Origin of the sequence: Microbacterium sp. (assembly GCF_047605725.1) — a bacterium.
Lineage (GTDB): Bacteria > Actinomycetota > Actinomycetes > Actinomycetales > Microbacteriaceae > Microbacterium.
Window position 1 is genome coordinate 1 of sequence record NZ_JASGFE010000052.1, and the last position, 23194, is coordinate 23194.

22 protein-coding genes are annotated in these 23194 nt (G+C 72.1%); 12 read left to right on the forward strand and 10 right to left on the reverse strand.

Features of this window, described 5'->3' with window-relative positions:
- Positions 1–261 precede the first annotated feature (261 nt).
- The 4 genes from QM641_RS10680 (at position 262) to QM641_RS10695 (ending at position 4751) form a co-directional block, all read left to right on the forward strand.
- On the forward strand, positions 262–807 hold the full coding sequence (locus QM641_RS10680) for a hypothetical protein (protein ID WP_415116273.1): 546 nt from the start codon (positions 262–264) through the stop codon (positions 805–807).
- A 95-nt stretch (positions 808–902) separates the two neighbouring features.
- Positions 903–1583 (forward strand): hypothetical protein, encoded by a 681-nt coding sequence (locus QM641_RS10685; RefSeq protein WP_415116275.1) that lies wholly within the window; start codon positions 903–905, stop codon positions 1581–1583.
- A 73-nt stretch (positions 1584–1656) separates the two neighbouring features.
- A complete protein-coding gene (locus QM641_RS10690) occupies positions 1657–3141 on the forward strand; it encodes a DUF222 domain-containing protein (protein ID WP_415116278.1) in 1485 nt (494 codons plus the stop codon).
- A 152-nt stretch (positions 3142–3293) separates the two neighbouring features.
- Complete coding sequence (locus QM641_RS10695; protein ID WP_415116280.1) at positions 3294–4751, forward strand: carboxylesterase/lipase family protein; 1458 nt, start codon at positions 3294–3296, stop codon at positions 4749–4751.
- Between the two features lie 368 nt (positions 4752–5119).
- Here the strand turns inward: QM641_RS10695 and QM641_RS10700 are convergent, their stop codons facing one another.
- Both QM641_RS10700 and QM641_RS10705 read right to left on the reverse strand, forming a co-directional pair.
- Positions 5120–6283 carry a sensor histidine kinase gene (locus tag QM641_RS10700; RefSeq protein WP_415116282.1) on the reverse strand — a complete coding sequence of 388 codons (1164 nt, stop codon included), beginning with the start codon at positions 6281–6283 and terminating at the stop codon, positions 5120–5122.
- Positions 6280–6936 (reverse strand): response regulator transcription factor, encoded by a 657-nt coding sequence (locus QM641_RS10705; protein WP_415116284.1) that lies wholly within the window; start codon positions 6934–6936, stop codon positions 6280–6282. Before QM641_RS10705 ends, QM641_RS10700 begins: the two co-directional genes overlap by 4 nt.
- A gap of 124 nt (positions 6937–7060) precedes the next feature.
- Here QM641_RS10705 and QM641_RS10710 point away from each other — a divergent pair, with 124 nt between their 5' ends.
- The 6 genes from QM641_RS10710 (at position 7061) to QM641_RS10735 (ending at position 13000) form a co-directional block, all read left to right on the forward strand.
- Positions 7061–7759: a hypothetical protein gene (locus QM641_RS10710; protein WP_415116286.1), complete on the forward strand. Its 699-nt coding sequence runs from the start codon at positions 7061–7063 to the stop codon at positions 7757–7759.
- Positions 7756–8838 (forward strand): peptidoglycan-binding protein, encoded by a 1083-nt coding sequence (locus QM641_RS10715; protein WP_415116288.1) that lies wholly within the window; start codon positions 7756–7758, stop codon positions 8836–8838. Before QM641_RS10710 ends, QM641_RS10715 begins: the two co-directional genes overlap by 4 nt.
- Positions 8835–9536, forward strand: coding sequence for an ABC transporter ATP-binding protein (locus QM641_RS10720; protein WP_415116290.1), 702 nt, complete (start codon positions 8835–8837; stop codon positions 9534–9536). Before QM641_RS10715 ends, QM641_RS10720 begins: the two co-directional genes overlap by 4 nt.
- Positions 9533–10720 (forward strand): ABC transporter permease, encoded by a 1188-nt coding sequence (locus QM641_RS10725; RefSeq protein ID WP_415116292.1) that lies wholly within the window; start codon positions 9533–9535, stop codon positions 10718–10720. Before QM641_RS10720 ends, QM641_RS10725 begins: the two co-directional genes overlap by 4 nt.
- A 102-nt stretch (positions 10721–10822) precedes the next feature.
- The gene (locus QM641_RS10730; protein ID WP_415116295.1) at positions 10823–11752 is read left to right on the forward strand and encodes a DUF1684 domain-containing protein; all 930 of its coding nucleotides are present in this window, start codon (positions 10823–10825) and stop codon (positions 11750–11752) included.
- Between the two features lie 30 nt (positions 11753–11782).
- Positions 11783–13000 carry a pyridoxal phosphate-dependent aminotransferase gene (locus tag QM641_RS10735; RefSeq protein WP_415116297.1) on the forward strand — a complete coding sequence of 406 codons (1218 nt, stop codon included), beginning with the start codon at positions 11783–11785 and terminating at the stop codon, positions 12998–13000.
- An 8-nt stretch (positions 13001–13008) separates the two neighbouring features.
- On the opposite strand, the gene QM641_RS10740 is transcribed toward QM641_RS10735, so the two are convergent.
- From QM641_RS10740 to QM641_RS10775, 8 genes are all read right to left on the reverse strand, one after another.
- Entirely contained in the window at positions 13009–14145 is a 1137-nt protein-coding gene (locus QM641_RS10740; protein WP_415116299.1) for a UDP-N-acetylmuramate dehydrogenase, read from the reverse strand.
- Entirely contained in the window at positions 14145–14552 is a 408-nt protein-coding gene (locus tag QM641_RS10745; RefSeq protein WP_415116301.1) for a MaoC/PaaZ C-terminal domain-containing protein, read from the reverse strand. Before QM641_RS10745 ends, QM641_RS10740 begins: the two co-directional genes overlap by 1 nt.
- Entirely contained in the window at positions 14549–14995 is a 447-nt protein-coding gene (locus QM641_RS10750) for a MaoC family dehydratase N-terminal domain-containing protein (RefSeq protein WP_415116303.1), read from the reverse strand. The genes QM641_RS10745 and QM641_RS10750 overlap by 4 nt, the downstream gene beginning before the upstream one ends.
- A 29-nt stretch (positions 14996–15024) precedes the next feature.
- Positions 15025–15819, reverse strand: a complete 795-nt coding sequence (locus QM641_RS10755; RefSeq protein ID WP_415116305.1) for a sulfite exporter TauE/SafE family protein — start codon at positions 15817–15819, stop codon at positions 15025–15027.
- Entirely contained in the window at positions 15816–16544 is a 729-nt protein-coding gene (locus QM641_RS10760) for a DUF2510 domain-containing protein (protein ID WP_415116307.1), read from the reverse strand. The genes QM641_RS10755 and QM641_RS10760 overlap by 4 nt, the downstream gene beginning before the upstream one ends.
- Complete coding sequence (locus QM641_RS10765; protein ID WP_415116309.1) at positions 16541–18577, reverse strand: ABC transporter ATP-binding protein; 2037 nt, start codon at positions 18575–18577, stop codon at positions 16541–16543. Before QM641_RS10765 ends, QM641_RS10760 begins: the two co-directional genes overlap by 4 nt.
- Positions 18574–20301, reverse strand: a complete 1728-nt coding sequence (locus QM641_RS10770; RefSeq protein ID WP_415116311.1) for an ABC transporter ATP-binding protein — start codon at positions 20299–20301, stop codon at positions 18574–18576. The genes QM641_RS10765 and QM641_RS10770 overlap by 4 nt, the downstream gene beginning before the upstream one ends.
- Positions 20302–20438: 137 nt before the next feature.
- Positions 20439–21236 carry an aquaporin gene (locus QM641_RS10775; protein ID WP_415116313.1) on the reverse strand — a complete coding sequence of 266 codons (798 nt, stop codon included), beginning with the start codon at positions 21234–21236 and terminating at the stop codon, positions 20439–20441.
- Positions 21237–21753: 517 nt separating this feature from the next.
- Between QM641_RS10775 and QM641_RS10780 the strand changes: the two genes are divergently transcribed.
- On the forward strand, positions 21754–22191 hold the full coding sequence (locus QM641_RS10780; RefSeq protein WP_415116315.1) for an Rv3235 family protein: 438 nt from the start codon (positions 21754–21756) through the stop codon (positions 22189–22191).
- A 329-nt stretch (positions 22192–22520) separates the two neighbouring features.
- Entirely contained in the window at positions 22521–22958 is a 438-nt protein-coding gene (locus QM641_RS10785; protein ID WP_415116315.1) for an Rv3235 family protein, read from the forward strand.
- Positions 22959–23194: the final 236 nt, after the last annotated feature.

Here is a 23194-nt window from a genome sequence, read left to right on the forward strand (position 1 = left end):
CCCACCACAACCTCCACACACCCGGTGTTGCAATAGCCCCCTGAAGCCGCCCGCGACTTGCGACCAGACGCGCCCACTCACGCGAAGGCGCCGCGCACGGCCGCCGGCTCGGTTGGCGCGAATGGTCGCGGCATCCGGGATCGGCGACCAGACGCGCCAAGTTACGCGCGGTACCGGTGGAGCCTGAGCCGCGAGCACGCGTCGCGGGATGCCTGTGAGTAACTCGTCCGCGCGGCATGCGGGACGGCTACCGTGGTTCGCATGAGGATGCCACGCAGTCGAATCTGTCGCGCGGCCGTCGGCGCCGCGCTCGCCGCTGTGCTCCTCAGCGGCTGCACACCGACACCCGAGCCCACCCCGACGCCCACGGGCTTCGCGACGGACGAGGAAGCGTTCGAAGCCGCCGAGGCCACCTACCGCGCGTACGTCGACGCGCTGAACGAAGTCGACCTGGCCGACCCCGCCACCTTCGAGCCGGTGTTCGCACTCACCACCGGTGAAGCAAACAAGGCGACACGGAAGTCCTTCTCGGAGATGCACGCCAAACACTGGAAGGTGTCCGGTACGAATACGGTCGCTCTCGTGGAGCCTCTTGACAGCGAGTCCTTGCCATTGGAAGCCCAGTTGGCCGTTTGCGTAGACGTCTCAACCATCCAACTGACCGATGCCGACGGGAATTCTGTCGTGGGGCAGCGCCCACGACAGCAGAGCCTGCTGGTCACGGTGGCCGAGGTACCGGACGCCCCTTACGGATGGCTTATCTCCTCCTTTGCGGGCCGCCAAGGCGAGCCGACATGCGCCACCTAGCGTCGGCTGCGCCTCTCATTGTCGCAATCACAGTGAGCTGCGTATTTTCTCCGGCGGCGGCGTTCGGAGCAGGTTCCCGCAGGTGCGCCGACGGGTTGGGATGGTCGGAGTATTGCGAGGCCACGAACACCGGACAGGAGGTCGTTGTCCAGGCCACGGTTCCCGGCAGCGAGAGCGGCAGCCCCCGCCGCACCACCGACACCGACCCCACCGGACCCGCCCCACTCGCGTCCGCCGCACCCTGCGACCGCGCCATCAGCCTCTGCCGAGACGGCTACACCGTCGGAATCATCCGCCAACCCACCCTCACCGACCTCGCCTCCTTCGCCCCCGCACCCCCCGCACTCACCAGCGAACCCACAGGCATCGGCATCGCCGGACTACCCACCAACTTCGTCGCAACCGGCTCCGAACACACCGCCACCGGCGAACTGTTCTCCCTCCCCGTCACCGTCCGCTTCACCCCCACCTCATTCACCTTCGACCACGGCGACAGCACCACGACCACCACCCCCACCGGCGGGAACAGCTGGACCGACACCGGACAAGCCCAATTCACCCCCACCCCCACCAGCCACGCCTACCCACGACGCGGCACCTACACCGCCACCACGACCGTGACCTACACCGCCGCAGTGAACTTCGGCAACGGCTGGATCGACGTACCCGGCACACTCCCCCTCACCAGCACCGGCAACACCATCCAGGTCTACGAAGCCCGCACCGCACTCGTCGCCCACACCTGCATCGAAGACCCCACCGGCCCCGGCTGCTGAGACGCCGACAGGTCGCACGATCGATCTATCGAATCTTATTGCGAATGTCCGTGGTATATGAGATACTTCTGATATGGACATCTTGACGGATATCGGTGAGCGCGTCACGCGGCTCGCCGCGTTCGCCGAGCTGACCGTCCCGGCATCCGAACTGCCCGCATCGGTGATCGGACTGAGCGACGCCTCGGTGGTCGAGGTGGCGCGCGAACTGGCCAGCATCGCCAGCGGCGTGGCGCGCATGCAGGCGCTCGTCGCGGGCGTCGCAGCGCACCGTTCCCGCCGCGAGAACGGGCACGCCGGGCTCGCGGCGACGCAGGGGCACTCGACTCCGGCATCGCTGATCCAGGCGATCACCGGCGGAACGAAGGCCGACGCCACCCGGCAGGTGCGTGTGGGTGCGGCGCTGCTCGAAGACGTCCTCTCTCCCGACGCCGGGACGCAGGATGAGTCCGACCCGACGCGCGAGGAGACGCCACCACCGCCGTGGCACGCGTCGCTCCGCGACGACCTGATGAGCGGCCGGATCACGACCGTGCAGCACGACGTGATCCGCCGAGGCCTCGGTGAGCCGCGCGACGACACATCGGATGCCGCGAAGGTGTGGTCGATCGCCGCCGCACAGCTCAGCGCCGACGCGAGCACGATGACGGCCGAAGACCTCGCTGTGCGCGCCCGTGCGATGCGCGACGCCCTCGACCCCGTCGGCGCGGAGGAGCGGTTCGCGAGACGGTACGAGAAGCGGTCGTTCCGCATGTGGGTCGACCAGGACGGACAGCACCGCGGCAGCCTTACCTTCGACGACGAGGCCGCCCTCTGGGTGCGCTCGATCCGCGACGCGGCACTGCGCCCCCGGCGCGGCGGACCGCGCTTCATGACCGACGAGGAACGCGCGCACGCCGCCGAGCTCCACGACGACCCGCGCAGCAACGAGCAGCTGGAGTACGACCTGCTCATGTCCACGCTCCGCGCGGGCGCGCTCGCCGAGGCGAAGGACGTGTTCGGCGCGCGTCAGCCCGGCGTGCGGATGATCGTCGTGAACGATGCCGTCGACGACGCCGGCCCCCGCGACGCGTTCGGGCGCCTGCTGACCGTCGGCTACGCCGAAGACGGCGGCCAGGCTCTTCCCGGATCGGTCATCGATCGGAACCTCTGCATGCACGGCGCGGTGCAGATCACGCAGGACTGGCGCGGCAATCCGCTCGACGTGGGCCGCGAGGCGCGGCTCTTCACTCCGCGGCAGCGCATCGCCCTCGCCGCGCGCGACGGCGGCTGCATGTGGCCCGGCTGCCCGATGCCCGCGTCGTACTCCGAGGCCCACCACATCGACCACTACGTGGCAGACCACGGGAACACCGACATCGACCGGGGGATACTGCTCTGCACCTTTCACCATCTGCTGCTCCACAACCGCGGGTGGAAGATCACGCGCGACGGCAAGGGTCCGTTCCTCCTGCATCCGCCGCCCGGCGAGGGCGACGCCATCCCGCTCTCCTCGAAAGCCACGTGGCGGTGGGCGTGGATGCCGCCCCCACGACCACCGGAATGGCGGGCGGCATGAGCACCGGGATGCGTCTGCGTGTCCGTGAGCACGCCGCCGCAGGTAGATTCGTCGCGACGCCGAAGTCCGCCAGGGCGAGGAGCACCGACCTTCCGCGACGGCCGAGATCCGCGCGGGGGCTCGCCGAGAGACCGAGAGACGAGGACTGGCACATGCGTGAATCCACCGAGGTCGTCACCGCACCCTGCGGGCCGGTTCGGGGAAGCTGGCGCCCCACGACCAGTCCTGCGGTGCGTTCGGCTGCGTTCCTCGGCATCCCGTTCGCTCAACCGCCTGTGGGCGCGCTGCGATTCCAGGCGCCGGTGCGGATGCCGCCGTGGACGCACGTCCTCGATGCGACCAGGCCCGGCCCCACGCCGCAGCGTCGCACCGGAGGGGAGCTGACGACGATTCCGGAGCCCTCTTTCGCCGGGGAGGCGACCCTCAACGTGAACGTCTTCACCCCGGCCCCCGGCGACGAGTCGGCGCTGCTCCCCGTGTTCGTGTGGATCCACGGCGGAGGCTACTTCGCCGGCTCGCCCTCGTCGCCCTGGTACGACGGCGCCGCTTTCAACCGGGACGGCGTCGTGACGGTCTCGATCTCGTACCGTCTCGGCTTCGACGGCTTCGGGTGGATGGAGGGGGCGCCGCTCAATCGCGGCCTGCGCGACCAGCTCTGCGCCCTGGACTGGGTGCGCGACAATATCACCGCATTCGGCGGCGATCCCCGCCGGGTCACGATCGGCGGCCAGAGCGCGGGCGGCGGCTCGGTGCTCACCCTGCTCGGGTCCCCCGCGGCCCAGACGCTGTTCCGCGGCGCGGTCTCGCAATCCGGCGCCGTCGCCGACCTCCCGTACGAGGTCGCCGAACGACTCGGACGTCGAATGGCGGCATCGGCCGACATCCAGCCCACGTGGGAGGCGTGGTCGCAGGTCGACCACGACCGGATCCTCGATCTGGAAGCGGCGGCACGGGCGGAGGACGGGATGATGGAGCCGCTCGCCATGCTGGCAGGCGGCGCCCGCCTCGGCTTCGCTCCGGTGGTCGACGGCGAGATCCTCCTGCGGCCCAGCATCGCCGCCATCGCCGCCGGGCAGGGCAGCAAGGTCCGCCTGCTCGCGGGCACCACCGAGCACGAGTTCACCGGGATGGGCGAGGCGCTCGCCGGCGCGATCGGCGACGGCACCGCAGAAGACCTGCTGATCTCAGCCGGATGGGAGCCCGACCGCGCGGCAGCGTTCACCGAAAGGCACGCGTCCCTGGGCAGCGAGGCCCTGATCGCCGGGCAGGCGATCACCGCCGGCACGTTCACCGACTGCTTGACTCGGGTGCTCGACGCGCGCACCGAGGCCGACCCCGACACCCAGACCTGGGCGTACCGCTTCACCTGGCCGTGGCCGGACGGGCTCTCGTCCCACTGCCTGGAGATCCCCTTCGTCTTCGACCACCTGGACGCGGAGCGCGTGGAGCAGTCCCTGGGGAAGAACCCACCGCAGGCGCTCGCCGACGCCATGCACGGAGACTGGGTCGCCTTCATCACCGGTCGCGACCCGGCCTGGCGGCAATGGGGCCCCGAGCAGCCGCGCGAGCGTCGCACCTACGGCCACGACGTCGCCCTCGAGTCGGTCTGACTGCCCGATCCTGCAACGGGATGTCGATCCGCCCGCCTGTGGGCGTGGCATCCCCCATTCGGTGGATGCCGGATGGATGCCGCGCCGGACCTCGCCCCCGACCCACCCGCCTCGCCGCCGGACCCCCGCCCCGCCGCGCCTCGCCGCCGGACCGCCCCCGACCGTCACCCCAGTCACTGCTCCCCCACGCCAGTCACTGCCCAAACACCGAGTCACTGCCCTGGAACACAGTGACTGGCGAGTAAGGCAGTGACTCGCGAGCAAGAGCAGTGACTCGCGGAGATGGGGCGGGGCGGGGCGGGGCGGGACGGGACGGGACGGGGCGGGCGAGCGCGAGAGGATGCCGCGGGGTCAGGCCCGCGGCCGGGTCAGGCCCGCGGCAGGGTCACCCGCGCGACCAGGCCGCCGCCGGAGCGCGGCGTCAGGGCGAGCGCGCCGCGGTGATGCCGCACGATCGTCTCCACGAGCGTGAGCCCGAGCCCGCTCCCTCCCCCGGCCAGCCGCGACCGGTCGCCGCGGTGGAACGGCTCGGGCAGGCGCGCGGTCTCCGCCGCCGTGAGCACCGGGCCGTCACCGGAGACCTCGACCCACGCCCCCTGCCCGTCGACGCCGCTGGCCACCGAGACCGCGCCACCGGGCCGCCCGTGCCGCACCGCGTTGTCGACGAGGTTGCCGATCGCCACGGCGGCGAGGGTCTCGTCGGCGGCCGCCACCGCCGACATCAGGGCGTGGCCGTCGACCCGGATGCCACGACCGAGCGCCTCCTCGTCCACTCGCGCGATCGCCGCCCGGGCGAGACCTGCCAGCTCGACCGGGGCGGTCTGCGGATCCTGCGAGGCACGCGCCACCCCCAGAAGGGCCGCGATGAGCTGCTCGCTGCGCGCGGTCGCCGCCAGCGCCCGCCGCACGTCGGGCTCCAGGTCGGCGGGCACTCGCCCCTGCGCGAGCGGGATCTCCAGCGCCGCGCGCGTCGTGGTCAGCGGCGTCCGCAGCTCGTGCGAGGCGCCGGCGACGAACCGTTCCTGCCGCGTGAACGCGTCGTCGAGGCGGTCCAGCATCCCGTCGATCGTGTCGCCGAGCTCCTTGATCTCGTCGTCCGGGCCGGCAAGGTCGAGCCGCCGATGCAGGTCGTCGCGCGTGATCTCGCGCGTCGTGCCGGTGATGCGGGCGATGCGTCCGAGTGAGCGCCCGGCCAACCACCGCGCCGCGATCACGGCCACGACCGCGAAGACGGCGAGTACGACCAGCGACCACACCACGAGCCCCGACAGCACGTCGTGCGAGAGCTGCATGCTCTGCGCCCACACGATGTCGACGATGCCGTCCGGACCGCTCGTGGTGGTCGTCGTACCGGTGCCGCCGCAGCTGGTGGCGCCGCTGTCGTCGACCTCGCACGAACCGACGATCGTCTCCAGCTGAGACGAGAACAGCTGCTGCACGAGCAGGTACTGCACCATGAGCAGCACTCCGCCGCCGAGCACGAACACGAGCGCGATGAGCGCAGTCAGCCGGGCCCGGAACCCCCACCTCACGGCAGCTCCCGCATGCGGTAGCCCAGGCCCGGCGCACTGTCGATCGGGTCGGGGTGGCCGAGCTTGCGACGGAGCGTGTGCACGGTCGCCTTGACGACCGTGCGCCCGCCCTCGCCCTGCCACACCTCGTCGCGCAGCTCGTCGACGCTCACGTACCCGCCGCGGGCGGTCAGGAGCGTCTCGAGCACCGCCAGCTCCTTGCGCGTGACCGCCACCGGGCGTCCGTCGCGCTCGACGAGGCGTCGCGCGGTGTCGCACCGCACGCCCGCGGCCTCCATCACCGGCGCCGCGTCGTGGACGCGCCGGCCGAGCGCGCGCAGGCGCGCGAGCAGCTCCAGGTACGCGAAGGGTTTGGCGAGGTAGTCGTCGGCGCCGAGGTCGAGCCCCGTGACGCGGTCGTCCAGCCCGCCCGCGGCGGTCAGCATGAGGATCCGCACCGGATGCCGCTGCGCCCGCAGCGTGCGGCACACCGCATCTCCGGTGAGCACCGGCAGGTCGCGATCGAGCACCATCAGCTCGATGTCGGCCGCGGCCACCGCCGCGAGCGCCGCGCGTCCGTCGTAGGCGACCTCGACCGCGTACCCCTCGCGGCGGAGGCCCTCCGCGAGCGTGTCGGCGAGCTCCCGCTCGTCCTCCACCAGCAGCAGCCGCATCGCCGTACCTCCTCCCGTCCCAGCTTGCCCCGAACCGGTCAAACAAGGGTCATCCCGCGCGTGACCGGGCCCGAACCGGCCCGCGCGCAGACTTCCGGAAAGACAGCGATACGAGGAGCACGACATGCGACCCCACCTCCCCGCCGTCGCGGCTCTGGCCGCGGCGACCCTCGTCCTGACGGCGTGCGCCACCGCACAGCAGCCGAGCCCCGCACGCACCCCGGATGCCGCCGGCGCCTTCGTCGCGTGCCTGAAGGCGGCGGGCGTCGAGTCCCGCATCTCCGAATCGACGAGCCTCGTGATGATCAGAGACGGCGCAGGCCTGACCGCGACCACGCCGGGCACATCGGTGGAGATCTCCAGCGAGAGCACCGGCGACGGCGTGCTCATGATGGAATCCGGCGAGGACGGGAGCTGGATCGCGGTGGCCGACTCCAGCGCGATCGTCGAGGATGCCACGACCCACGACGCCTACGCGGGCTGCGAGGCCGAGCACCCGGACTTCCGCCAGACGAGCGTCGCCCCCGCCGACGATCCGGCGATGCGCGAGGCGCTCGCGCAGCAGCAGGAGGACTCCCTCGCCTTCGCGCGCTGCGCGCGTGACGCGGGCTTCGCGTGGGTCGCCGATCCGACCGCGGACGGCGGGGGCGGCATCCTGCTTCCCGCCGACCTGACCGAGGTCGAGTTCCGGGCCCTCCTGGCGGCCTGCGACCACGGCGACGCCGTCGCGTGGCAGGTCGAGGGCGAGCTCGGCTTCGACCTGTCCGCGGTGCTCGACGACGTCGCCGGCGTCGACGTCAGCGTCGGCGGGAACACCCCGTGACGCGGCGCCGGCGCGCCGCCGTCGCGAGCATCGCGGCCGTGGTCGTGGTCGGCGTGGTCGTCGCGGGGCTGTGGCTGTGGCAGCCGTGGCGGGCGGGCGCCGACGAGACGGCGGCCCGCACCGAACCGGTGACCGCGCCCGTCGAGCGCGCGTCGCTGACCGACCGGCTGGAGCTGAACGCGCAGCTCACCTACGGCGATCCGGTGCCGCTGCCGCCGGCCGAGGGCATGGTGACGGCGCTCCCCGCCGCGGGCGAGGTCGTCGGCATCGGCGGTCGCCTGTACGAGCGCGACGGACGGCCGGTCGTGCTGCTGCGCGGCGAGCGCCCGTTCTGGCGCGACCTCGCCGTCGACGACCAGGGCGAGGACGTGCGCCAGCTGCAGCAGAACCTCGCCGCGCTCGGCTTCTTCGACGGCGACGCCGACGGCTGGTTCGGCCGGCGCACGGCCGAGGCGGTGCGCGCGTGGCAGCGCTCGCTCGGCGTGGAGCGCACCGGCGCCTTCGCGCGCTCCGACGTCGCGGTGACCCCGGGGGACGGCATCCGCGTCTCGCGCGTCACGGCGCGGCTGGGCGATGTCGGCGCGAGCCCGGCCACCGTCACCGGAACCGCCCTGCACGCGACCGCCCGCCTCACCGCCGCGCAGGCGCGCCGGCTCGCCGTCGGGACGGCGGTCACGGTCGGCATCGCCGGCGCCGACCCGATCGAGGCGACCCTCACCGCCGTCGACCCCGGCGGAACGCCCACCGGCGACGGCGACGAGCAGACGCCCCCGACGGCCACGGTGGACTTCCCCGATCAGGGCGCGGTGTCCGCCGCGGGACCGGTGGCGGTGCGGCTGGAGGTCCACGACTCCGCCGCGCAGCCGGAGACCCTCGTCGTGCCGGTGACGGCCCTCGTGGCCCTCCCCGGCGACGGCTACGCGGTGGAGGTCGCCACCGGCGACGAGGTCGTGCGCACCGCGGTGGAGATCGGGCTCGTCGCCGACGCGCGCGTGCAGGTGCTGCGCAGCGGCACCCAGGTCGAGGGCGGGGACGGGCCGGTGCTCGAGGCCGGCGACCTCGTGGTGCTGGCGCGATGACGGCGCCGGTGATCGAGCTGCGCGACGCGGCGAAGACGTATCCGGGCCCGCCGCCGGTCGCCGTCCTCGCCCCCACGTCGCTGCGCGTGCATGCCGGGGAGCGCGTCGCCGTGGTGGGTCCGTCGGGCTCGGGCAAGAGCACCCTGCTCGCGATCCTCGGCACCCTCGACGTGCCGACCTCCGGGATCGTGCTCGTCGACGGGGCGGATGCCGCGGCCCTCACCGAACGCCGCCGCGCCGCCCTGCGCGCCCGCCGCATCGGGTTCGTCTTCCAGCAGTTCCACCTCCTCCCCGCCCTCACCGCGTGGGAGAACGTCGCGACGGGACTCCTCTACGCGGGCGTGCCGGCGGCCGAGCGCCGGCGCCGGGCCTCGGACGCCCTCGCCGACGTGGGGCTCGCCGCGCGGCGGCACCACCGCCCCGGAGCGCTGTCCGGCGGGGAGCAGCAGCGCGTGGCGATCGCCCGCGCGCTGGTGCGCGATCCCGGCATCCTGTTCGCCGACGAGCCGACCGGCTCGCTCGACTCGGCCACCGGGTCCGAGGTCGTCGCGCTCCTGGCGGCCGCCGCCGACCGCGGCACGGCCGTGGTGGTCGTCACCCATGACGAGGGCGTCGCGGCGCACTTCCCCCGACGGATCGGCCTGCGCGACGGCGTCGTCACGAGCGACCCCGCGGGTCCCGAACGGAGGGTGCCGTGACCGCGCGGCTGCGCGCGGGCGACCTCGTGCGCACCGCGTGGCAGGGCGTGGCATCGCGGCCGCAGCGGAGCATTCTGGCCGCCGTGGGCATCGCCCTCGGCATTGCGACGCTCGTCGCGCTCGTGTCCGTCTCGGCCTCTCAGCGCGCGCAGCTGCTGGCCGAGCTCGACCGCCTCGGTGCCGACCTCGCCGTGGTGAGCCCGGGGACGGGGCCCGACCGCGAGCCCGTGCCGCTGCCGGATGCCGCGCCCCTGACCCTGCTGCGTCAGGACGGCATCGCCCGCGTGGGCGTGTTCGAGACCGCCCCGGACGGCCTCACGGTCCGCCGCACCGACCTCGTGCCCGAGACCGACACCGGCGGCATCGCCGTGGTCGTCGCCCGCCCCGACGTGCGGGCCGCGATCGGCGCCACGATGGCGTCGGGCCGCTGGTTCGACCGGGCCACGCGCGCCCTCCCGATGACGGTGCTGGGGGCGACCGCCGCCGAACGCCTGGGGGTCTCCGCCGGCGACCGCGTGGTCATCGGGGGACGCTGGTACGGCGTGCTCGGCGTGCTCGACTCGGCGGGCCTTGCCGGCGGCGTCGACACCGCGGCGATTCTCGGCGACCGCTGGGTGCGCGACGCGTTCGCCGGCGAGAGCGGCGTCGGCGACCTCACCGCGATCTACGTGCGCGCCGAACCGGGGCGCATCGACGAGGTCCACGGCATCCTGGCCGCGGCGGCCGCACCGGGATCGTCCTACGTCGCGGTCACGAGGCCGTCGGACCTCGCCGTGGCGCGGGCGACCGCCGACGACTCGCTCGCCACGCTCGGGCTGGCCCTCGCCGGCATCGCGCTTCTGATCGGGGGCATCGGCATCGCCAACACGATGGTCGTAGCGGTGATGGAGCGGCGCGGCGAGATCGGGCTGCGGCGGGCGCTGGGCGCCCGGCCCGGTCAGATCGCGGCGCAGTTCGTCGCCGAGGCCGGCATGCTCTCGCTCCTGGGCGGCCTCGGCGGCGCGGTCGTAGGTGCCGGTGCGGCGGTGGCGGTGGCCGCAGCCGGCGGCCGGCCTGTGGTCCTCCCGATCGCGGCGCTGGCCGGCGGCCCCGCACTGGCCGTGGTCGTCGGGATCGTCGCGGGGCTCCCGCCCGCCGTGCGCGCCGCGCGGCTGGCCCCCACGGCCGCGTTGCGCAGCATGTGACGCCGCTCGCGCCTCCGATCGGCTGCGGGAGACCGCACAGAAGCCTCGGAGCTCGTGCCACCCGGCCACTCCCACGATCGAGAACACTCGTATCCTGATCGCATGACCGACCCTCCCCCGACCCCGCGCCCCTCTGCGCCCACCCCCGACGTCTCGCCGAGTCACTCCTCTACCGCCGAGTCACTGCGCCCGAGCACAGTGACTCGCGCGCAAGGCAGTGACTCGACGGCGACGACCGGGCGGGCCGGGACGGCGGGGCAGGCCGGGACGGACGCATGGCGGCGCGCGTGGGACGCGTGGCACGAGGCCCGCTGGGCCGCGGTGTCGGCCCCGTACGGCACCGCCGCGCTCGCCGACACGGTCTGGCTCTTCCCGCAGGAGCAGGAGATCGAGGGCCTCGCCGGGCGCTGGAGCACCGACGGCGAGCACGTCGTCGGCACGGGGCTCCGCGGCTCGGCGTACACCGACGCCGCCGGCGCGCCGGTGGACGACACCGTGGCTCTCGCCGGGGGCGAGGAGCTGCGCGCCGGCGACGTGCTGCTGCGCGCGTTCGTGCGCGACGGGGTCCCGGCCCTGCGGCTGTTCGACCCGCACGTGCCCGGCCGTATGCGACTGCAGCGCATCGACGCCTACGAGCCCGATCCGGCCTGGGCGGTCGAGGCCGCATTCGTCCCGCGTGACGAGCCCGTCGGCTTCGACCACATCGACGGGCACCGCTCCGTGGCCGAGCACACCGGCACGCTGGAGTTCGAGCTCGCCGGCTCCCCGACCCGCCTCACCGCGACGGTCCTTTCCGACACGCTGTGGGTCGTGTTCGCCGACGCCACGAGCGGCACCGAGACGTATCGCTTCCGGTTCCTGCATGCGGCACTGCCGGATGCCGCGGGCCGCACCACCGTCGACTTCACGCGTGCGTTCCTCCCGCCATGTGCGTTCAGCGATCACTACGTGTGCCCGCTGCCGCCGCCGGGCAACCGGCTTCAGTTCCCGGTGCGCGCCGGGGAGCGACTGCCCGTGCGCACGGAGACGTGATCGCCATGCGCTCCGGGCTACGCTCGTAGGGTGACCGCACCCAGCCCCTCGCCCCGCACGCCCGTCGTCTCCCGGAAGCTCTCCGCCATCGCCGAGTCGGCGACCCTCAAGGTCGACGGCAAGGCCAAGGCGCTGCAGGCGGCGGGACGCCCGGTCATCTCCTACGCCGCGGGCGAGCCGGATTTCGCGACGCCGTCGTTCATCGTGGATGCCGCGGCGGCGGCGCTGCGCGACCCGGCGAACTTCCGCTACACGCCCGCGGCGGGCCTGCCGGCGCTGCGCGAGGCGATCGCCGCCAAGACCCTGCACGACTCGGGCCTTGCGGTCTCCCCCGGCCAGGTCCTGGTCACCAACGGCGGCAAGCAGGCCGTCTACCAGGCATTCCAGGCCGTGGTGAACCCGGGCGACGAGGTGCTGCTGCCCGCGCCGTACTGGACCACCTACCCCGAGGCGATCGCGCTGGCCGACGGCGTTCCCGTCGAGGTGTTCGCCGGCGCCGACCAGGACTACAAGGTGACCGTCGAGCAGCTCGAGGCCGCGCGCACCGAGCGCACGAGCACGCTCGTGTTCGTCTCGCCGTCGAACCCGACCGGCTCGGTCTACACGGCCGAGGAGACCGCGGCGATCGGCCGGTGGGCGCTGGAGCACGGCATCTGGGTCATCACCGACGAGATCTACCAGAACCTCGTCTACGAGGGCGCGCGCGCGGTCTCGATCGTCGAGGCCGTGCCGGAGCTGGCGGGGCAGACGATCCTCGTCAACGGCGTCGCCAAGACCTATGCGATGACCGGCTGGCGCGTGGGCTGGATGGTGGGGCCCGCCGCCGCGATCAAGGTCGCCGCGAACCTGCAGTCCCACCTCAGCTCGAACGTCAACAACATCGCCCAGCGCGCGGCCATCGCCGCCCTCACCGGCCCGCAGGACGAGGCCGAGAGCATGCGGCAGGCGTTCGACCGCCGCCGGAGGCTGATCGTCTCCGAGCTCGCGAAGATCGACGGCGTCACGGTCCCGAACCCTCTGGGCGCCTTCTACGCGTACCCCGACGTGCGGGGCCTGCTCGGCCGCGAGTGGGCGGGCACCACCCCCGCCACGTCGCTGGAGCTGGCCGACCTCATCCTCGACGAGGCCGAAGTGGCCGTCGTGCCCGGCGAGGCGTTCGGGCCCAGCGGATACGTGCGCCTGTCGTACGCGCTCGGCGACGATCAGCTCCTGGAGGGCGTGCAGCGCCTGCAGCGCCTCTTCGCCTGACGAGCGCCCTACAGCTCGACGCCCACGAGCACCGGCTCTGGCTGCAGGATGAGACCGAACTCGGACAGCACCCGGCCCTGGATGAACCGGGCCAGCTCGGCGAGCTCGGCAGCGGTCGCACCGCCGCGGTTCGTGAGCGCGAGCGCGTGCTTGGTCGACACCGCCGCGCGCGAGCGCGGCAGCCGGAAGCCCTTGTGCACGCCGGCGTGCTCGATGAGCCAGCCGGCGCTCACTTTGACGTCCGTGCGAGCCGCCGCGGGGCCGGGGGCGACGCCGTCGTAGGCGGCCAGCGGGATCACGACCGGTGTGTCCAGGTCGGGAGCGACCGGCCAGCGCGGGCAGTCGGCCGGGAGCGTGGCCGCGAAGTCGGGCGAGACGATCGCGTTCTGGAAGAACGACCCGGCCGACGCGGTGTCGGGGTCGGCGGCGTCGAGGACCATACCCTTGCGGCGACGGGTCTGCAGCACGTGCTCGCGCACCCACGACAGCGACACCGCGGCATCCGGCGCCAGGCCCAGGGCCGCACGCAGCTGAGCGCCCGGCACCGGCCGCGCGCCCTCTCCCACCTCGGCGAGCTCGAGCGTGACGGAGAGGATCACCGCCCGCCGGGCGGGCGCCGAGCCGTAGTGGTGCTTGAGCACCGACGTGCGAAAGCCCAGGCCCAGCTCGGCCGCCGGCACCGTGGCGACATCCCCGATGTCCTCGTCGAGCAGGTCGACCTCGACGAGGGTCTGCACGATCTCCTGGCCGTACGCCCCGACGTTCTGCACCGGCGCGGCGCCCACCGTGCCCGGGATGCCCGACATCGCCTCGATGCCGGCGAGTCCCTCGGCCACGGTGAACGCCACCAGCGCGTCCCAGTCGTGCCCCGCCTGCACGCGCACGCGCGCGAAGCCCGCGCGCGGCGACGGCAGGCGCTCGATTCCGCGTGTCAGCACCCGGACGACGGTGCCGTCGAACGGCTCGTCGCCGACGAACAGGTTGGAGCCGCCGCCGAGCACGAACCACGGATCACCGCCGGACCACACCTCGCGCAGCGCCGCGACGAGCTCGTCGGCGGTGTGCGCGTCGATCATGCGCGCGGGGGCGGCACCGGTCTGCAGCGTCGTCAGCCGCGCGAGCGGGACGGGGTCGATCTCGGGCATCAGGCCAGACGCACCCGGACCTGCGCCTTGCCGAGCACGGTCGTGCCCGCGTGCGTCACGGTGAGGTCGATGCGCGCGGTCTCCGCGTCGACGGCGCCGACCTTCGCGGACACGTGCACGTCGGCGCCGCCCTCGGGGTCGACCACGACGGGGCGGGTGAAGCGCACGCCGTACTCCACGATGCGGCCGGCGTCGCCGAGCCACGGCACGATCGCCTGCACCGACAGCCCCATCGTGAGCATGCCGTGGGCGAGGACGCCCGGAAGGCCCACGCGCTCGGCGACGTCGTCGCGGTAGTGGATCGGGTTGAAATCCCCCGAGGCGCCGGCGTAGCGCACGAGCGACTCGCGGGTGAGGTGCACGGTGCGCTCGGTGACGACCTCGCCGACGCTCAGGGCCGGGCTCACTCGGTGCCTCCGATCAGCAGCACCGAGACGGCGGTGACGACGTGGTCGTCCGCGGCGTCGGTGATGACGGCTTCGCTCGTGACCATCGCGCCCTTCCCGAACGGGCGGATGCCGGTGACCCGCAGCTGCGCGGTCAGCTCGTCGCCGGCGACGATGGGCCGGGAGTACTGGAAGCGCTGCTCGGCGTGGACGGTGCGCTCCAGTGCGATGCCGGAGTCCGGCTCGGCGAGCAGCTGCTGCAGCGTGGCATCCTGGATCACCATCGCGAAGGTCGGCGGCGCCACGACGTCGGCGTAGCCGAGCGCGCGAGCAGCGTCCGGATCGGTGTGCTGGGGGTCGGTGGCGAACACGGCGCGCGCGAACTCGCGCACCTTCTCTCGGCCGACCAGGTAGGGGGTCGTCGGCGGGAACGCGCGATCGACCAGCTCAGGGTTCACGGACACCCTCCGATCCTAAGACGGCGCACGGTGGGTCAGCGAGCGCGACGCGAGCTGGCCTTGAGCGCCATCTGCACGGCGACATAGGCGAGGAAGAGGGCGAAGAAGACGTTCGCCACGAACGGGTCCATGAGCGCCGCGAGCCACGCGCCCAGCGCCGTGGTCGTGCACGCGGCCCCGCCCACGAGCGCGGCCGCGACCAGGTCGACGTTGTGCCGACGGAGGTTGCCCGCCGTGCCCGAGATCGCGGTCGGGATCATCATCAACAGCGACGTGCCCTTGGCGACCAGGTCGCTCACGCCGAAGCCGATCATGAGCGTCGGCACGACCACGATGCCCCCGCCCACCCCGAGCAGTCCCGCCACCACACCGGTGACGAGGCCGAGGAAGGCCAGACCCGCGCCGGTGACCCAGGACAGCTCGAGGCCGGCATCGCGCGAGGGCACGACGACGAAGAGCATCACGATCACGACGGCGAGGAAGCCCACGAACCCCCAGCGCAGCGCGCGCTGGGAGAGCCTGGCGAGCAGCCAGGTGCCGAACTGGGCGCCGAACACCGCAGTGGCGGCGAGGATGAGCGCGGGGATCCAGGCGACCGCGTCGTGCAGTGCGTAGGAGGCGACCCCGACCGCCGCCATCGGCACGATCGCCGCGAGCGACGTGCCGGCCGCGCGCCGCTGATCGAAGCCGAGCAGCAGCACGAGCATCGGGACGATGACCGTACCCCCGCCCACGCCGAACAGCCCGGACAGGAGGCCTGCGGCGAGCCCGATGCCCACACACGCGACCACCCTCCTGCCGGAACGGGCGGGCGGGGCGTCCGCCGTCACGGCTCGCCGATCTGGTCGATCGCCCAGCCGCCCTCGTGCGAGACGACGACATAGAGGTAGAGGACCGTCTCGGTCGTGGGCGGGTCGATCGGGTTGCCGTCCATGTCGACGTCGGTCGTGAACGACTCGGAGGTCTCCACGATCACGTCATCGCCCTGCGCGTAGACGTCGGTGACGGTGAGCGCGTAGTCCTGCGAGAACTCGCTGAACGCCGTGGCCTCGGTCGTGAACGTGGTGCAGTCGGTGAGCTGCAGCTGCTCGCGGAACGACGGCGTCGTCGCGGCGAGGTAGTGGTCGCAGTCGCCGGTCTTCCACGCGTCGTCGTAGAGCTCGACGGCGGCCACGGCGGCATCGCGAGTGAGAGCGCTCAGCTCGACCTCCTGCGACGGGTCGGTCGTCTCGGGCAGCGGAGAGGGCGTGTCCTCGAGCTCGGGTACGGGACCGGCCGACTCGAGCATCGTGAAGACGCGCGGCAGGTAGACGGCGGCGGCGGTGACGAGCCCGGCCAGCAGCACGCCGAGCACGACGAACACGATCCACAGCGGAAACCGGCGCCCGGTCGCAGACCCGGCATCCAGCCCGGTCGCAGACCCGGCACCCGGCGCGCCCGACCCGGCAGCCGGCACGGCGGCCTCCGGCTGCACGTGCTCCGTCCATGCCTGACCGTCCCACCAGCGCTGCACGCCGTGGCCGTCGTCATACCATCCCGGTGGTGTGGTGGTCACGAGTGCTCCCCGTCCGATCGCTGTTCGTCCTGCCCGTCGGTGGCCGCCTGCTCGAACTGTGCACGGTAGAGGCGCCAGTAGGCGCCTTCCGCCGCGATGAGCTCGTCGTGCGTCCCCTTCTCGACGATATCGCCATGCTCCATCACGAGGATGAGATCGGCGTCGCGGATCGTGGAGAGTCGGTGCGCGATCACGAACGACGTGCGCCCCTCGCGCAGCGCCGACATCGCGTGCTGCAGCAGCAGCTCGGTGCGCGTGTCCACCGAGCTGGTCGCCTCGTCGAGGATCAGCACCGCCGGCTGCGCCACGAAGGCGCGTGCGATCGTGATGAGCTGGTTCTCGCCCGCGGACACGTTCGCGGCATCCTCGTCGAGGACCGTCTCGTAGCCCTCCGGCAGCGCGTGCACGAAACGATCCACCCGGGTGGCGACGGCCGCCTCGACGACCTCCTCGTCGGTGGCCGACGCCCGCCCGTAGCGGATGTTCTCCCGGATCGACCCGGCGAACAGCCACGGGTCCTGCAGCACCATGCCGGTGCGCGAGCGCACGTCGTCGCGGGTGAGAGCGGCGATGTCCTGCCCGTCGAGGAGGATGCGACCGCCGTCGAGCTCGTAGAAGCGCATCAGCAGATTCACGAGCGTGGTCTTTCCGGCCCCGGTGGGGCCGACGATCGCCACGGTCTGGCCCGGTTCGACGCGGAAGGACAGGTCGCGGATGAGCGGCTGGTCGGGCGAGTACGAGAAGCGCACGTGCTCGAACTCGATCACCCCCGCCCCGTCGACCAGCGCGGGCGCGTCGTCCGCGTCGGGCTCCTGCTCCTCCTCGTCGAGCAGGGCGAACACGCGCTCAGCGGAGGCGGTGCCCGACTGCACGACCGCTGCCATGCCGCCCAGCTCCGACAGCGGCTGCGTGAACTGCTGCGAGTACTGGATGAAGGCCTGCACGTCGCCCAGGCGCAGGTGACCGGATGCCACCATGAGCCCGCCGAGCACCGCGATGCCCACGTAGGTCAGACTCCCCACGAACATCATGCCGGGCATGATGATGCCGGAGAGGAACTGGGCCGTGAAAGAAGCCCGGTAGAGCTCCTCGTTCTCCTCCTGGAACCTCGCGCGTGAGTCCTCCTCGCGCCCGAACACGCGCACCAGGGCATGGCCGGAGAACGACTCCTCGACACGCGCGTTGAGCCGCCCGACCTTGCGCCACTGCACGCTGAAGGCCTTCTGCGAGCGCGGGCCGATGACACCGAAGATCACGGCCATGAGGGGCAGCGCCACGAGCGCGACGAGAGCCAGCTGCCACGAGATGGAGAACATCATGACGAGCACGCCGACCACCGTGAGCACCGAGGTGAGCGCCCCGGAGAGCGACTGCTGCATCGTCTGGGTGATGTTGTCGATGTCGTTGGTCACTCGAGAGATGAGCTCGCCGCGCTGCACCCGGTCGAAGTACGACAGCGGCAGCCTGTTGAGCTTGGCCTCCACCTGTTCGCGCAGCCGCCACATCGTGCGCACCATGATGACGTTGATGACGTAGCCCTGAATCCAGGTGAGCAGGGCTGAGGCCACGTAGATCGCGAGCACGCCGACGATGACCCAGCGCAGCCGCTCGAAGTCGATCCCGGCGCCGACCTGGAAGTCCTGCATCGCCGAGATCATGCCGGCGAGGTCGTCCTGTCCGACGGCGCGGAGCGCCTCGACCACCTGCTCCTGCGTCGCCCCGGGCGGGAACTGCTCGCCCAGCGCCGAGGAGACGAAGCCCTCGAAGATGAGGTTGGTCGCCTCGCCGAGCACCTTCGGAGCGATCACGGCGAGCACGACCCCGATCGCGCCCAGCAGCGACACGAAGGCGAACGCCCACTTGTACGGGCCGAGCAGGCCCACCATGCGCAGGAAGCTCTTGCCGAAGTCCGCCGCCTTCCCCGGCGCGACGCTGTCCCAGTCGCCCGAGCTCAGGCGCGCCTGCTCGGCGAGCTCGAGCTCGAGCCTCTCGTCCTCGCTGAGCTCGGCGGTCTGCGGCGTCTTGCGACTCATGCCTCCACCCCCAGCTGCGACTCGACGATCTCGCGGTAGGTGTCGTTGCCCGCCAGCAGCTCTGCGTGGGTGCCGAGCCCGACCATGCGGCCCTCGTCGAGCACGACGATGCGGTCGGCATCCGTGATCGTGGAGACGCGCTGGGCGACCACGATCTTGGTCACCTCCGGCAACTCTCGCCACAGCGCCTGCCGCAGCCGCGCGTCGGTGGACAGGTCGAGCGCAGAGAACGAGTCGTCGAACACGAGGATGTCGGGCCGGTGCACGATCGCGCGCGCGATCGACAGGCGTTGACGCTGCCCGCCGGAGACGTTCGTGCCGCCCTGCGAGATTCGCGCACCGAGCCCTCCCTCCATCTCGGCGACGAAGTCGCGGCCCTGCGCGATCTCCAGCGCATGCCACAGCTCCTCGTCGGTCGCCTCCTCGCGGCCGAACCGGAGATTGGACGCCACGGTGCCGGTGAACAGGAACGGCCGCTGCGGCACGTAGCCGATCCCCCGCCACAGCTGCTGCAGATCGGCCCGCCGCACGTCGACGCCCGAGACGCGGACGGTGCCCGAGGTCACGTCGAACAGCCGCGGGATGAGGCCGACGAGCGTCGTCTTTCCCGCACCGGTCGATCCGACGATCGCGACGGTCTCGCCGGGTGCGGCGTGGAAGGAGATCCCCCGCAGTACCGGCGCGTCGGCGCCCGGGTACGTGAACGACACGTCCTCCAGCTCCAGCGAGCCCGGGGTCGGAAACGTGCGCACCGCGTCGGCCGGCTGGGTCAGCGCGTCGGAGCTGTCGAGCACCTCGCCGATCCGGTCGGCGGAGACGGCCGCGCGCGGGATCATGATCGTCATGAAGGTCGCCATAAGCACCCCCATGAGGATCTGACCGACGTACTGCATGAAGGCGAAGAGCGTGCCGAGCTGCACGTTCCCGGCATCCACCTCGATGCCGCCGAACCAGATGACGCCCACGACGGTGACGTTGAGGACGAGCATCGCGAGCGGGAACAGGACGACGAACAGCGACCCGACCTTGCGGCCGATCACCATGATGTCGGTGTTGGCGGAGCGGAAGCGCTCCTCCTCGATGCGCTCGCGCACGAACGCGCGCACGACCCGCACCCCGGTGAGCTGCTCGCGCATGATGCGGTTCACGGTGTCGAGCTTGTGCTGGTAGCGGCGGAACAGCGGCACCATACGACTGATGATGACCCCGCCGATCAGGAGCAGCACGGGGACGGCGACGGCGATGAGCCAGCTGAGCCCCACATCCTGCTGCAGCGCCATGATGATGCCGCCGATCGCCAGCAGCGGCGCGGTGACGAGCATGGTGGCGCCCATCATCGCGAGCATCTGCACCTGCTGCACGTCGTTCGTGTTGCGTGTGATGAGCGTGCCGGGGCCGAAGTGCGCGACCTCGCGCTCGGAGAAGCCGCTGACCTTCTCGAAGACATCGCGGCGGATGTCGCGCCCCGCTCCCATCGCGGCGCGGGCGGCGAAGTAGGTCGCGACGACGGATGCCACGATCTGGCCGAGCGCGATCATGAGCATGAACGCGCCGTGGGTCCAGATGTAGCCGGTGTCGCCGCGCGCGACGCCCTGGTCGATGATGTCGGCGTTCAGCCGCGGGAGATACAGCGAGGCCAGCGCCGAGGCGAACTGGAACACCAGCACGCCGGCCAGGGGCCAGCGGTAGGTCCGAAGGTATCGGACCAGGAGTCTTCCGAGCATGTCGTCTCCGAGTCGGCGAAGGAACGGTCCATCGTAGCGCCGGGCCTCCGACATCGGGTCGGCGAAGGTGCCGTCGGCCGCTCACGCAGGAAGCCCGGCGGTCCGTGGACCGCCGGGCTTCCTGCCACGCGGGCGGGCTAGGCCTTCGTGCCGTCGAACAGTGCGCGGTACGAGTAGCCGGCGATCAGCGCGCCCACGATCGGGAACACGATGAACACCCACAGCTGGCCCAGCGGCAGCGCGCCGCCGTAGACGGCCGTCGCGATGGAACGGGCCGGGTTGACCGACGTGTTGTCCACCGGGATCGTCGCGAGGTGGATGAGCGTCAGCGTGAGGCCGATCACGAGGCCGGCGAAGGCCGGGTTGCCGCGGCGGGAGTGCGTGACGCCGAGGATCACGATCACGAACAGGGCCGTGAAGAGCGTCTCGACCACGATCGCGCCGCCGATGCCGAAGCCGCCGGGAGAGCCGGCGTCGAAGCCGTTGCTGGCGAAGCCGCCCTCCTGGGCGGCACCGAGCCAGCCGTCCGGGCCGTAGAGGCCGATCAGGACGATGAGCGAGGTGGCCACGAGCCCGCCGACGACCTGCGCGACGATGTAGCCGAGCACGCCGCTCCACGGGAAGCGGCCGGCTGCGGCCAGCCCCACGGTGACCGCGGGGTTGAAGTGGCCGCCCGAGATCGGGCCGAACGCGTATGCGCCCGCCACGACCGTCAGGCCCACGGCCAGCGATACGCCCACGAAGCCGACGCCGAGCGAGGTGCCCTTGTCGCTGGCGCCGAAGTCCGCGGCGAACAGCGCGGTGCTGATGACGCCGAGGACCAGCAGGAACGTGCCGAAGCCCTCGGCGACGAGCGTCGCCGCCGTCGACGGGGCGACCGGGGTATGGTCGAGCGGGGTCGCCGGGATGGGCGAATCGGGCTTGGGATCGGACATGGGGTCTCCTTCTTGAGGCTTGGATGGCATCCCCCCGGATGCCGGTACCACGGTATCTTCGCGTTCACTGGGAGATTCCGCTAACACATTGCGCCGCGCGTCGCCATCTTGTATCCGCACCGTAACCGACTGTTCGTGTGCTGCGTTGGCGCCGTTGGCGCGTCTGGTCGCGCAGAGAAGTCCCGGCGACAGAGTGCGCCAAGCGAATGCGCGGCGGCATCCGTCACTTGTCGCGTTCTGCCGCCGCTGACGGCGAACGCGACAATTCGCGCCGACCCAGACGTGCGGGAGCCGCCCGCCTCGCCCGACATCAGATATATTCCCCATCCGGCATCTATCCGAATTCAGCTGGGACCAGGGATCTCCGCGCCACTGCGCAGCCTCAGGCGCCGCCCGGTGCCGGCTGGAGGAGTTATCCACAGGTTGGAGGATTCTCATACACGCACCTGTGCCGGTGTGCTCTACTGACGCCATCCCGCAGTCGTCATCGTCCGCCCCACCCGAGGAGGCCGCTCGCATGATCCCTCCACCCTTGACCGATGCGCCCACCCCGCAGACCGGCGCCGCCCTCGAGCTCGCCGAGTACTTCGCCCCGCAACGCACCTCCACCCGCGACCTCCCCGAACCCGAACCGCTCCTGGAGAACCTCACCCGCGGCGTGCTCGAAGTCCTCGCCGGCGTCCGAGAACCCGACCAGCTCGCACGCTGGTTCAGCGAAGACGCGTTCCACGTCGTCCTCACCCGCGCGAACCTCGCCGCACGAGCCCGCAGCGCCCGCGGCATCGCCGCCGCCCGCCCCGCACACAAAGTCCTCCGCATCCGCACCTGCTCCCCCGCCGACGGCATCATCGAATCCGTCGTCGTCACCGCAGGCCCCACCCGCACCCGCGCCCTCGCCATCCGCCTCGAAGGCTGGGACGGACGCTGGCGCGCCACCAGCCTCGCCCTCCTCTAACGCACCACCCACAGCCCCATCCCCGCGCCTCGCACCCCGCACCCCAACCCCGCGAGACTCCAACGGTGCACCGAGACTGCACGCCCAGCACGCAGTCTCGGTGCACCAATGCACTCTCGCAACCGAAAGGGGCCACAGCACGGCGGATGCGCGTCGATACTGTCGTCGAGTCCCGAGTGACCAGCGTGCGCACAATCGGCACAGCCCGGTACCGGCTGGACGAGTTATCCACAGGTTGGAGGATTCTCATACACGCACCTGTGCCGGTGTGCTCTACTGACGCCATCCCGCAGTCGTCATCGTCCGCCCCACCCGAGGAGGCCGCTCGCATGATCCCTCCACCCTTGACCGATGCGCCCACCCCGCAGACCGGCGCCGCCCTCGAGCTCGCCGAGTACTTCGCCCCGCAACGCACCTCCACCCGCGACCTCCCCGAACCCGAACCGCTCCTGGAGAACCTCACCCGCGGCGTGCTCGAAGTCCTCGCCGGCGTCCGAGAACCCGACCAGCTCGCACGCTGGTTCAGCGAAGACGCGTTCCACGTCGTCCTCACCCGCGCGAACCTCGCCGCACGAGCCCGCAGCGCCCGCGGCATCGCCGCCGCCCGCCCCGCACACAAAGTCCTCCGCATCCGCACCTGCTCCCCCGCCGACGGCATCATCGAATCCGTCGTCGTCACCGCAGGCCCCACCCGCACCCGCGCCCTCGCCATCCGCCTCGAAGGCTGGGACGGACGCTGGCGCGCCACCAGCCTCGCCCTCCTCTAACGCACCACCCACAGCCCCATCCCCGCGCCTCGCACCCCGCACCCCAACCCCGCGAGACTCCAACGGTGCACCGAGACCGCACGCCCAGCACGCAGTCTCGGTGCACCAATGCACTCTCGCAACCGAAACGGGCCACAGCACGGCGGATGCCGTCACAGCACAGCGACGGCGCGGGATGGATCTTGGTAGCAGGAGCGGGGCTTGAACCCGCGACCTCACGATTATGAGTCGTGCGC